This is a genomic window from Nocardia anaemiae NBRC 100462, from assembly GCF_001612725.1.
Lineage (GTDB): Bacteria > Actinomycetota > Actinomycetes > Mycobacteriales > Mycobacteriaceae > Nocardia > Nocardia anaemiae.
Window position 1 is genome coordinate 206519 of record NZ_BDAZ01000004.1, and the last position, 12073, is coordinate 218591.

The 12073-nt window shown below is 64.9% G+C and carries 12 protein-coding genes; 4 read left to right on the forward strand and 8 right to left on the reverse strand.

The features are described from left to right. Positions 1–32 precede the first annotated feature (32 nt). The 5 genes from NA5_RS04375 to NA5_RS04395 are packed head-to-tail and all read right to left on the reverse strand — an operon-like array spanning position 33 to position 4975. The gene (locus tag NA5_RS04375) at positions 33–911 is read right to left on the reverse strand and encodes a phosphoribulokinase (RefSeq protein ID WP_062982105.1); all 879 of its coding nucleotides are present in this window, start codon (positions 909–911) and stop codon (positions 33–35) included. A gap of 14 nt (positions 912–925) precedes the next feature. After that, positions 926–1990, reverse strand: coding sequence for a class 1 fructose-bisphosphatase (locus tag NA5_RS04380; RefSeq protein WP_062982108.1), 1065 nt, complete (start codon positions 1988–1990; stop codon positions 926–928). A gap of 15 nt (positions 1991–2005) precedes the next feature. Beyond that, complete coding sequence (locus NA5_RS04385) at positions 2006–3103, reverse strand: AAA family ATPase (protein WP_084483866.1); 1098 nt, start codon at positions 3101–3103, stop codon at positions 2006–2008. Beyond that, a complete protein-coding gene (locus NA5_RS04390) occupies positions 3093–3515 on the reverse strand; it encodes a ribulose bisphosphate carboxylase small subunit (RefSeq protein WP_062982110.1) in 423 nt (140 codons plus the stop codon). Before NA5_RS04390 ends, NA5_RS04385 begins: the two co-directional genes overlap by 11 nt. Before the next feature lie 17 nt (positions 3516–3532). Beyond that, a complete protein-coding gene (locus NA5_RS04395) occupies positions 3533–4975 on the reverse strand; it encodes a form I ribulose bisphosphate carboxylase large subunit (RefSeq protein ID WP_062982412.1) in 1443 nt (480 codons plus the stop codon). A 235-nt stretch (positions 4976–5210) separates the two neighbouring features. Between NA5_RS04395 and NA5_RS04400 the strand changes: the two genes are divergently transcribed. Then, the gene (locus NA5_RS04400; RefSeq protein ID WP_245672098.1) at positions 5211–6077 is read left to right on the forward strand and encodes a LysR family transcriptional regulator; all 867 of its coding nucleotides are present in this window, start codon (positions 5211–5213) and stop codon (positions 6075–6077) included. Positions 6078–6426: 349 nt separating this feature from the next. Continuing rightward, entirely contained in the window at positions 6427–7284 is an 858-nt protein-coding gene (locus NA5_RS04405; protein ID WP_062982113.1) for a class I SAM-dependent methyltransferase, read from the forward strand. 2 nt (positions 7285–7286) lie between these two features. Here NA5_RS04405 and NA5_RS04410 read toward each other — a convergent pair whose 3' ends face one another. Genes NA5_RS04410 through NA5_RS04420 form a run of 3 tightly spaced genes read right to left on the reverse strand, consistent with a single transcriptional unit; the run spans position 7287 to position 10708 of the window. Continuing rightward, the gene (locus tag NA5_RS04410) at positions 7287–8723 is read right to left on the reverse strand and encodes an FHA domain-containing protein (protein WP_062982115.1); all 1437 of its coding nucleotides are present in this window, start codon (positions 8721–8723) and stop codon (positions 7287–7289) included. Further along, positions 8720–9163: a hypothetical protein gene (locus tag NA5_RS04415; RefSeq protein ID WP_062982117.1), complete on the reverse strand. Its 444-nt coding sequence runs from the start codon at positions 9161–9163 to the stop codon at positions 8720–8722. Before NA5_RS04415 ends, NA5_RS04410 begins: the two co-directional genes overlap by 4 nt. A 3-nt stretch (positions 9164–9166) precedes the next feature. Next, positions 9167–10708, reverse strand: a complete 1542-nt coding sequence (locus NA5_RS04420) for a hypothetical protein (RefSeq protein ID WP_062982118.1) — start codon at positions 10706–10708, stop codon at positions 9167–9169. Positions 10709–10862: 154 nt separating this feature from the next. Between NA5_RS04420 and NA5_RS04425 the strand changes: the two genes are divergently transcribed. Further along, positions 10863–11273: an Rv3143 family two-component system response regulator gene (locus NA5_RS04425; RefSeq protein ID WP_062982414.1), complete on the forward strand. Its 411-nt coding sequence runs from the start codon at positions 10863–10865 to the stop codon at positions 11271–11273. A gap of 408 nt (positions 11274–11681) precedes the next feature. Then, positions 11682–12050 (forward strand): NADH-quinone oxidoreductase subunit A, encoded by a 369-nt coding sequence (locus tag NA5_RS04430; protein WP_371856371.1) that lies wholly within the window; start codon positions 11682–11684, stop codon positions 12048–12050. Positions 12051–12073: the final 23 nt, after the last annotated feature.

Genomic DNA, 12073 nt, shown 5'->3' on the forward strand with positions numbered 1-12073 from the left:
GGTGCACCCGCACCGGCACACCACTACGGCGATCAGCGAGAACGCTTGGGACGCTTATCCATCAGCCGCAGGATGAGGGGCGTGAAGATGAGTTGCATGGCCAGCTCCATTTTCCCGCCGGGGACGACGATGCAGTTGGGGCGGGACATGAAGGAGTCGTGCAGCATCGACAGCAGGTAGGGGAAGTCGATGACCTTGGGGTCGGCGAAGCGGATGACGACGAAACTTTCGTCGGCGGTGGGGATGGTGCGGGCGATGAAGGGGTTGGAGGTGTCCACGGTGGGGACGCGCTGGAAGTTGACGTAGGTGTGGGAGAACTGGGGGCAGATGTATTTCACGTAGTCGGGCATGCGACGCAGGATCGTATCGATCACGGCCTCACTCGAATAGCCGCGTTCGGTCTTGTCCCGGATCACCTTCTGGGTCCATTCGAGGTTGACAATCGGCACCACTCCGACCAGCAGATCCGCGTACTGCGCGACATTCACCGAATCGGTGACGGCCGCGCCGTGCAACCCCTCGTAGAACAGCAGGTCGCTGCCCGGTGTCAGATCCTCCCACGGCGTGAAGGTGCCTGCCGGTTGCCCATAGGGTTTGGCTTCCAACTCGTCGTGCAGGTATTTCCGCACCGAACCGACGCCGGTCTCACCGTAATCCCGGAACAGCGTCTCGAGCTCTTTCAGCAGATTCGCCTCCTCGCCGAAATGCGAGAAGGTGCGATTATGGTTCTGTTCCGCCTCGGCCATCGCCAGCTTCATCTCATTGCGGTCGTAGCGATGGAACGAATCCCCCTCCACGATCACCGCATTGATGCCTTCGCGGCGGAATATCTCCTGAAAGGTCCGCGTGACACTGGTCGTGCCCGCACCGGAGGATCCGGTAATGGCGACGACGGGATGTTTGACCGACATGACACCTCCTCGATTCAGCGTCCGGCCGGACGGAACAATGACCGCGATCCGAACAGTGAACTGTCGAAACTCGGCCCTTCCTCGGGCTCACTGTGATAGCGCTCGATCCGCGCGACCTCATTGCGCGAACCGAAGATCAGCGGCACCTGCTGATGCACCTGCTCCGGCGCCACCTCCAGCACTCGATCACCGCCGGTGGTCGCCCAGCCCCCGGCCTGTTCGACGATGTAGGCGATCGGATTCGCGCCGTACAGCAACGACACCCGCCCCGGTCGCCGAGTGTCGTACGGATACAGATAGACCCCGCCGCGGGTCAGGATGTGGAAGGTATCCGCGACCAATGACGCGACCCAGCGCATATTGAAATCCCGCCCACGCGGCCCGTCCACACCGTCGAGGCATTCGTGGACATACCGTCGCACCGGCCGTTCCCAGAACCGCTCGTTGGCGGCATTGATCGCGAATCCCGAAGTGTCCTCCGGGATTCGCATCCGCGGATGGGTCAATACGAATGCCCCGATCTCCCGGTCCAGGGTGAATCCGTCGACGCCGCTGCCGGTGGTCAGCACCAGCATTGTCGCCGGTCCATACAGCGTGAAACCCGCGCAGACCTGCCGCACGCCCGGCTGCAGGAAGTCCGTGGTACTCGGCGCGGCGTTATCCGGTGCCCGCAGCACACTGAAAATCGTGCCGACAGGCAGGTTCACGTCGATATTCGACGATCCGTCCAATGGATCGAAGGCGAGCAGATACTTGCCGCGCCGATGCACGTCGGGCACGGGATGGATATCGGTCATCTGCTCCGACAACAGCGCCGACAGATGCCCCGTCCATTGGGTCTCGGCCACCATGATGTCATTGGCGATGGCGTCGAGCTTGCGGTGCACCGTCGGCGGCAGGTTATCGGGTTCGGAGGCGCCCAGTGAGCCGACAATGGCCCCCCTGGTCACCTGATTGGCGATGATTTTCGTCGCGGTCGCGACGACATTCACCAGGGCGGAGAATTCACCGGAGGATCCGGGATGCCGGTGCTCCTCCTCGATCGTGTATCGGGTGAGGGTCTTCAGTCCTTCTGGCATGAGTTCTCGATCTCGTCACGCGGGGGCCCTTGCGGTCGGCCCATCCGGCTGCGGTCCTGCTGTGTCCGATTGGCGGCGTTCCCGGGGCCCTGTGTGGTCACGCAAGCTACCGCCTCCGGGCCCGTCGGTCACGCCGCGGAACACGCTGCTGCCGTAGACATCTCGGTCGGTCAGCGTGATCAGGTCGGTCTTGGTGAGCGGTCGCCGCAGCTCGACCAGCCGTTTGGCCTGCCGTAACCGGCAGCGGTCCAGGGCATTGCGCACGCTGCGCGCATTGGAGAATCGGGGGCGGGTCATCCGCAGTGTGAGATATTCGCCGAAGGCGGCGTATCCGGGATCGTCGAAGCGGAAATTGTCCCGTGCCACCATGATTTCGGCGATGCGCGCCAACTCGCCGTGGGTGTAGTCGCTGAATTCCAGATGATGGGCCACCCGCGAGGACAGTCCCGGATTCGCGGAGAAGAATTTGTCCATCCGATCCGGATAGCCCGCGAAGATCACCACCAGGCTGGTGCGTTCGCTCTCCATCTCCTGCAGCAAGATTTCGATGACTTCCTGTCCGTAATCGCGTTCGTTCTCCGGCCGGAACAGGTAGTAGGCCTCATCGATGAACAGCACTCCCCCGGCCGCCTTGGCCAGCGCCTCCTTGGTTTTGGGTGCGGTGTGTCCGATGAACTGGCCGACCAGATCGTCCCGAGTTACCGTGTGCACCTTGGGTTTACGGATATAGCCGAGCGCGTGCAGCATCTCGGCCATGCGCAGGGCGACGGTGGTCTTGCCGGTGCCGGGTCCGCCGGTGAAGCTCATATGCATGGTCGGCCGGGATGCCTGCAGGCCGAAGCGCTGCCTGGCCCGATCGATCAGCAGCAGCGCCGCTATCTCGCGCACCCGCCGCTTCACATTCGCCAGACCGACGAGTTCGGCATCGAGCCTGGTCAATACGTCCGCCACGTCATTGCCCGCGATATCGGTGGACAGATCCAGCACCGCGTCCTCGGCCAGCAGTTGCTCCGGCGCGGCCTCCGCGGGCACCGCGCGCACCGGCCTGCCGTCGTCCACACCCGGCCGGTGCAACCGGAAACCGCTTGCCGTGCTCGACCTTTCAGCCGCCATACCGGGTACCCGGCCGTTCGTCGGTGGCATAGGAGTGCAGACCGTAGCTCTGGCGCCGGTCCGGTCCCTCGGTGCGGGTCAGCACGAAGCCGGGCTCGTCGACGGGACGCTGCACAAGAAAGCTGAGCGCGGTGGTCTGCCTGCCGTAGCGGGCATCGTAGGCCAGCACCCGAATGTAGTGTCGCGGAAAGGTATTGCGGCACGCGTCGATCTCGGCGAGCACGCCGTCGGGTTCGTCGAGATCGAACAGCGGCAGCCCCCACATTTCCCAGTAGGCGTTGCGGGGGTGCGGATCATCGGTGTATTCGATGGACACCGGCCAGTTGTTGAGCAAGGCGTAGCGCACCTGGGCCGCGATTTCGGCGTCGGTGAGTTCGGGCAGATACGAGAAGGTTCCATGGCGCAGATACATGTGCGTGGTCCTGTCGTTCAGCGGCTGGCCGTCGGCACGGCATCCGGCGCGTCGGTGGAGGTGTAGTCGAAGGTGACATCGCCCCAGGTCGATAGCGCGACATCGAGCGGGCGGCAGCTCTCGGCGGCCTTGCGCAGCACATCCGGACCTTCCTTCAGCAGATCGCGGCCCTCGTTGCGGGCCTTGACGACCGCCTCCAGCGCCACCCGGTTCGCCTCGGCCCCCGCGGCGATGCCGAGCGGATGTCCGATGGTGCCGCCGCCGAATTGCAGGACCACGTCATCGCCGAAAAGATCGAGCAGCTGGTGCATCTGGCCCGCATGAATGCCGCCGGAGGCGACCGGCATGACACCGCCGAGGCTGGCCCAATGCTGGTCGAAGAAGATGCCGTTGCCTGGATTGGTGGGAATGTGGTTCTCCCGCAAGGTGTCGTAAAAGCCCCGGGTGGTCGCCGGATCGCCCTCGAGCTTGCCGACCACGGTGCCCGCGTGCAGGTGGTCGACGCCGATCAACCGACACCATTTGGCCAGTACCCGGAAGCTCACGCCGTGCGTCTTCTGCCGCGTGTAGGTGGAGTGCCCGGCCCGATGCAGGTGCAGCAGCACGCCATTGCGCCGCGCCCAGTGCGACATCGACTGCATGGCGGTGAAGCCCACCGTCAGATCCATCATGATCACGACGCTGCCCAGCTGTTTGGCGAACTCGGCGCGTTCGTACATATCCTCCATGGTCGCCGCGGTGACATTGAGGTAGTGGCCCTTGATCTCACCGGTTTCGGCCATGGCGCGATTGACACCCTCCATGGCGAACAGATAGCGGTCGCGCCAACGCATGAACGGTTGGGAGTTGATGTTCTCGTCGTCCTTGGTGAAATCCAGGCCGCCCTTACACGCCTCATAGATCACCCGTCCGTAATTCCGCGCGGACAGACCGAGTTTCGGCTTCACCGTCGCGCCGAGCAGCGGCCTGCCGTATTTGTTCAGGTACTCACGTTCCATGACGGTGCCGTGCGGCGGGCCCTGGAAGGTTTTGACGTAGGCCACCGGAATCCGCATATCCTCCAGGCGCAATGCCAACAGCGGCTTGAAGCCGAAGACATTGCCGATGATCGAGGAGGTGAGATTGGTGATCGAACCCTCTTCGAAGAGGTCGAGATCGTAGGCGATATAGGCGAAGTACTCCCCGGGGCGGCCGGGAACCTCATCGATGCGATAGCACTTGGCCTGGTAGCGGTCGTGCGCGGTGAGACGGTCGGTCCATACGACAGTCCATGTGGCGGTGGATGATTCGCCCGCGACCGCGGCCGCCGCCTCGATCGGATCCACACCCTTCTGCGGGGTCACCCGGAAGACGGCGAGGACGTCGGTATCTTTCGGGACATAATCCGGGGCGTAGTAGCCCATCGAGGCGTAGGAGTGGACACCCGGATCCCAGCGGTTGGGTTCGGTTTCGTCGGTCATCATTGCTCCGCTCGTTGTGCGGGTGATCCGCGCTCGGGAGATGTTGCGCGAGGCACCCGCGCTCGGATATCGAGCAGGACACCTCGGCTCGGGTGTTGTGCGGGATGCTGCGCCTGAGACGTGGGGTGGACGCCTACTGAGTTCAAGGATGACGGCGTTGTCGATGACAGACAATTTGATTGTTCCACGGAATACTCAACGGATTCATTGAGTTTGATACCGTCGAATTGTGGGCATGGTGAGTGCGGCGAGGATGGAAACATTCCTGGCCGTGGCCAGGCAGGGCAGCATTCGCCGCGCCGCCGCCCAGCTGCACATCACCGAGGCCGCCGTCTCCGCGGCTGTCGCGCACGTCGAAAAGCAGCTCGGGGCAAAGCTGATCGCGAAGGCCGGGCGTGGTATCGCGCTCACCGAGGCCGGGCGCATCTACTCCGAATACTGCCGCACCATCCTTGGCCTGATGAAAGAGGCCAACGCCGCGGTGCGCCGGGCCGAAACCGGCAAGCTGCGAATCGGTGTGGTCGCTACGGCGGGTGAGTACGTGCTGCTCGGGCCGCTCGCGTCATTCCGGAATCGCTATCCGGATATCGAACTGAGCCTGTCGGTGCACCCGCGCGACGTGCTGTTCCTCGAATTACACCACCACGAAACGGATCTGGTCATCGCGGGTCGCCCACCACGCGACACCGGGCTGGTCATCCGCGCTCGCCGCCCCAGCCAGCTCGTGGTCGTCGGCGCGCCCGACTGCCCCGATCCGCTGCGCAGCACCTGGCTGCTACGCGGTCGCGGCTCCGGCACCCGCGACGCCACCCTCAGCCTCATCGATCGCCTGGAAATCTCGCCGCCGACGCTCACGCTGGGCAGCCACGGTGCCGTCCTGGCCGCCGCCCGTGAAGGCTTGGGCGTGACCCTCATTCACACCGACGCCCTGGCCCAAGATCTGGAATCCGGTCTACTGCAAGTACTTCCGGTCGACGGCACGCCCATGGACCGGCCATGGCACGCCGTCACCACGCGCACCCCGACCCCCACTACTCGGCTGTTCCTCGCCCACATCCTCGATCCCGGCGAAGTAGGCCCGCACGCCTTCCACCCCGGCTAGCACCGTACCCAGCTACCTTCTGCCGTAACGCTGCTCGGGCCCGGTTTCCGTCGAACGTAGTCGAATGGTGGTCGCCCACGGCGAAATCGACCGCCGTATCACTACGCTCGGCGAGCTGGCGGCGGTAGGTAGTGCAGCAAGCAATCTGGACGCTGGGCGGTGGAGTCCGGGGGGCACGACACCCGGACTCCACCCAACTGGCGATCGAAATGATCGCGCAGGTCGGCGGTGAATTTCGCCATGGGACGATTGTGGACCGAATTCCGACTCGGCGGCATGTTTCGCTGTTACGGGCCGGTGAATATCCTGTTCCGGGCGGCCGGGGCAACGCTGTGCCAGACTGGCGCGCATGACTGGTGGGGAAGCGTTGATTTCGAATGTGTCCGATACCGCGCGTTGGGTCGCGGCCTACCGCGCGATGGAGACCGCGCGCGCGGATGCGCTGTTCCGTGATCCGCTGGCCGAACGGCTGGCCGGTGAACGCGGATACGCCATGGTGGCGGCCGCATCGCGGATGATGCGCAACGGCTGGCCGGTGGTGACCCGAACCACGATCATCGATGACCTGATCGCGACCGCCATCGCCGAGGGTTGTGACCGCGTGCTCAATCTCGCCGCCGGGCTCGATACCCGCCCGTACCGCTTGGACCTGCCCGCCGATTTCGTCTGGATCGAGGCCGATCTGCCCGCGCTCACCACGGAGAAGGAGACCGCGCTCGCGGAGGAGAAGCCGCACTGTGCGCTGATCCGCCGTGGTGTTGACCTGGCCGATCCGGCCGCGCTCGGGCAGTTCCTGGACTGGGCGCTCGGCCCGCTCGGTCCGGAAAATACCTCCGCCGCAAAGGCTTTGGTGCTCACCGAAGGTCTGCTGATGTATCTGAAGGAGGAGACGGTTCGCACCATCGCCGCCGCCCTCGCCCGGGCGGAGATCCGCTGGTGGGTCATGGATATCACGGTGAAAATGCACCGCATGCGGTCGAGTTCGATGTTCACGAACGCACCCATCGAATTCGAACCCGGCAACGGCGTCGCCTACTTCGAGGATCTCGGCTGGCGGCCCCGCGAAATCGAACACGTCCTCGTGCACGCGCGCAAACTCCACCGCGCACCGTGGTACCTGCGCCCGTTCACCTATCTCCGCCAGCCCGACCCTCGCAAGCCCGGGCGCAGCCCCTGGTCCGGGATCGTCCGCTTCGAGCGCGATTAGATTCAGAACTGGCTGTGTTGGGAGTCGAAGGTGAGGATGCGGCCGCCGAGCAGGATCTGGGCACCGGCGGCCAGGGTGGTGGGCTGGTTCGGCATGGCGCGCAGCCACTCGTGGTGGCCGGGCATCCGAACATAGGTGCCGTTGGCCGAGCCCTGGTCGACCACGGCGACCTCCCATTCGATCAGCCGAATCTCCACATGCGCCCGCGACATCGCGCCGGAGTTGTCCGGTAACCGGATCGGCCGCGCACCGCGCCGCACCGCCTCGGCCTGTTCGGGTTCGCGCCCGAGGACTATGTCGTTGTCGAGCACGAACGATGTCCCGTCGTCGAGCATCAGCAACCCGAGCGGCGGCCGCACCCCCTCGGTCAGAACACAGGTCAACTGGTCCATCCGAATCCCACAGACCGCGCAGAACGACACCCGCGGATCATTCAGATGCTGCCGCGAACACATGAACCCGCGAACGACAGCTCTACCATTCCCGGGCACCGACGCCACCCCATTGTTCGTCGGCACAACGGCTCCCTGCACCCCGATCTCGGATCGCGACGCATTCTTCTGCAGCCCGATTCGGCGCCGCTCCCCGACGCCCGATACCGCACCCCGCGGCGGCAGATTCCCCACGCCCATCGCGGACGCGCGCTCCCACGGTGCCGCCGTCCCCGCCGAGCCACCCCCGATCGGCGGCCGCACCGCAATCTCCGGCTGCGGTTCGGCCTCCTCCGACCGATTCGCCACCGGATCGACGAGTTCGATCGGCCGACTCGCAGGCTCGGCGCGGTCGACATCCTCGACCCTCGGCACCGCTGCCACACTTTCGGTCGCCAACGCGTCCCGGGGCCGGAATCCGTCGAGGTCCGCACGCACCGACCGAGCACTGGAATGCAGCCGCGCCAGTGCGGGAGTCGACGCGGCCGACCCGAACCACAGCACGGCCCCGGCGCCGGGCACCATTCCCGCACCGATTGCGGCGATACCTCGGCCGGGCAGCCTCGACTCGGTAATACCGTCCTCGTCCACGAACAGCCCGATCCCGATAGCGGGCGCCGGGATCACCACACGGTCGACGGTGAACCCGGCATCCCTGCCGCGCAGTATTTCCGCGCGCCCCGAGGTCTCCAGCACCGCGGTCACACCGCCGTGCAGGAATAACGCCACTCCGGACGTGCTCGGGGTGATCACCCCGAATTCCACGTGCTCCTCGTCGTCCAGGCTCATCAACCAGTTGGTGGCAAGTCGTGCGAACCTGCGCCCGGTGCGTGGTTGCTCGGCGGCACCGGCCTCGTGCACCAGCTCGAGCAATGCCGCCATTGTCCGCGCTGCGGGCGATTCGGCGTCGGCGGCAAGGTCCGAACGGTGCGCGACGACGAGCGCGACACCACCGCTGTTCGCGATCAGATGCCTACCACCGGCCAGTACCTCGAGCTGCGGACTCACAGCAATCGCCCACCCTGGAACCGCCACCGATGGAATACCACCCGCATCGGCCCGTTCACGATGAGCCAGAACACGATCCACGTCACGATGAACTGGATGAGGAATGCCGTCAGCGACGGATGCAACGCGCGTGGCAGCACAATGGTCGTGTGGTGCACGAGGACCCACATCAGCGCCGCCTCGTTGAGCACCGTCCAGAAGCCGAACAGCGTGGGCCAGTCCTTCTCCCACCGGAATTGCTGCAGAAAATGGTAGAGCAGTTCCCACAGTACGCCGACGAGCACGGTCGCCAGCAGCACCGACAACGTCACCCGATAGGCATTGCCCAGCGACAGTGATCCGGTCGGCAGAACCGGTGTGATGATCACCGCGACCAGCAATCCGATAATGCCGAGCGCGAGTATGCGGGTCTGAATCCGCCCGTTCAAGGTAAGCAGCATCGATCAGATCTTCTTGTTCGTCGCCCACAACCACCATTGCCGGGTCGACCGCAGCGGCCCCATCCGCTGACAGAAACCCAGTGCCGCAAGGTCGTCCGCGATCTCCTGGGCCGCGATCTGCAACCCGAGGAAGGTGTCCACGCCCGGAAAAGGTCCACCCAGCGTCGCACTACCGGATGCATACATGCGTCCGCTGCCACTTCGGGTGCCGATCAACTCGAAGGTGGTCGCCACATCCATCCGGCCCACCGGATTGCGCCCGGCCCCGGCATGATCCAGCAGATCCGCCAGCAACCGGTGTTCGCGCACATCGGCCTCCAACCCGGTGCAGTCGATGATGTAATCGGCCGAAATGTCGAACGGCTGGGTCGGCGGCGGAAACGGCAGTGCCGCCGTGGGATCCGGCACGATCGTGGTGATCACCCCACCCTGCCCCCGCACGGGCCGCAGATCACGCGCACTACCCGCCATCACCTGATACCACCCCTGCTTACGTCCGCGACGCAGTTGCGCCTGCCAATTCGAGCGCACCGGAGTGTTGGTCCCGCCCATCTCCCGGTAGGCCTGTGCGCGCTGCTCCCCTTGCAGCGTGCGCATTTTCGCCTTGAGCTGCCCGCCCCATACCGACTTCGGATAGTTGAAGCCCTGATAGGACCACCCGTCGCCGCCCTTGCGTCGACTGAAAATATTCGGTCCGTGCGCGCCCGCCACATAGTGCCGAAACAAATGCAGGATCTGGGTATTCAGCCGCAGCTTGTCGCGGTCATCGATGAGCCGCTGCAACACTCGACTGGCCACGATCCCGCTGCCGCGGATCATCACCGTCCCAGGCCTGCGCTGCAATGCCTGATACACGTGCTCATGCGGTTCATACGCATTCACCACCCGGGTGGGATCCCGGTACTTCTCCCGATACTCCTGCAGATCCGGCAACAACTTCAGCCCCGGATAACCCACGCCGACATGCACATACGTACTGCGAAACGCGATCCGCTTCGTCGGGGCCGCACCCGCGGGCGGGGTGAGCACGCTGAAGTACCCACCGCCATAGCGCTTGCGCACCATGCGCACATGCCCCTTGTGCAACGAACCCGCGTATCCGATCCGATGGAACTCCCGTTCCATCGCGACGAACGCCTGCCCCGCCCGCGGCGTGTAATAGTTGCTGAAGATCGGCTCGGTGAACACATTCCACAGCGGCCGGATCGATTTCTCCGCCAATGCCTCGCGCACCGCATAGGACGGAAAGCCCCAGATATTGTCCGGCGTGGAGGCCGAGTCGCTGCGCAATCGCTCCCCACGCGGAATCTGCGATACCCGCGTCAGATACTCATATGACGACCACGGCACCTCCTGCGGCCCGAGCACCGCCATCGCCGCCGCCGCGACGCCGTAGATCCGCAGGGTGTCATAGGTGACGAAGGAGCCGATCCCGCTGCCGATGGTCACGAACGGCACGTCCACCACCGGAATGCCCGCTCGGCCCACCGTCTCGTCGGTCCACACGTCGGTTTCGACGAGTTGGCGCGTGATATCTCCCCGCATTTTCCGGATGCTACCGGCCCGAACTTGGCAACCGCTTTCGATTACCTTGCCCGCGCACGCATTCCACGCCACCGCCCGCCGACAGCGCGACGCGTGCGGAGCAATCTGCGCCAACCTGCCACGCCACACCCCCGCCCCGACGTACCATCCCTGCGTGGCCGACGCGATTCGTTCCACCCCACTGCGGGTCCTGGTCTACAGCAACGACGCCGATACCCGGCGGCAAGTCATGCTGGCACTGGGCAGAAACCCGCACCCCGAGCTGCCCACCTTCGAATACCTCGAGGTGGCGACCGCGCCCGTGGTCATCGAACAGATGGACGCGGGCGGTATCGACCTGGCCATCCTGGACGGGGAATCCGCCCCGGCGGGCGGGCTCGGCATCGCCAAACAGCTCAAGGACGAGATCGCCCAGTGCCCACCGGTTCTGGTGCTCACCGGACGCCCCGACGATGCCTGGCTCGCGAACTGGTCGCGCGCCGAGGCCGCGGTGGCCCATCCGATCGATCCGATCCGGCTCACCGAGGCCGTCGTCGCGATATTGCACAACCGCTCGGCAGCCTGACCCGATCACCGCACCGTGCCCGCGTCCCGCAGGACGCGGGCACTTCGATGTCATGCGACCGCGCTATCACTTAGCGATCCGACGGGTCGGATTACCCCCGATTCAGTCATAAATAGCAGTCCCGTTTTCGATCAAAGACCCCAATCGAATAAACGGTCGACCCCCCGCGTCGGTTGTAGGCTGTGCCGTAGCTCACATGAGCGCGGGCCTCCATATGAAAGACCCGCGCGGTGTGAGCAGGCCATGAGGCGAGTCTGACCGAGGCGGACAACGACGTCAGCCCGCCTCGGAAGCTGCCGTCATGATTCCGACGCCGACCATCACATCCCCGGGCCGCCGTCGGGGGATATGACGCCCAACCGCCAGCTACAGCTCGCAAGGAGGGGAAGTGCAGTCGTGAATATCGAGATGCCCACTCTGGTCCTCGGCGCGGTCGCCGCCGCGTTCGCGGTGTTCTCCGTCATTCTCTCGGCCCTCGTCGGCCCCAAGCGCTACAACCGGGCCAAACAGGAGGCCTACGAGTGCGGCATCGAACCGACACCGCACGCCGTCGCGGGTGGGCCGGGAAACGTTACCGGACAACGCTTTCCGGTGAAGTACTACCTCACGGCCATGCTGTTCATCATCTTCGATATCGAGATCGTGTTCCTCTACCCGTGGGCTGTCCACTTCGATGCGCTCGGTCTCTTCGGTCTCGCCGCCATGGCGCTGTTCATCTTCAACGTCTCGGTGGCCTATGCCTACGAATGGCGCCGCGGCGGTCTCAGCTGGGACTGATCGCCCATACGCACTGGCCCACA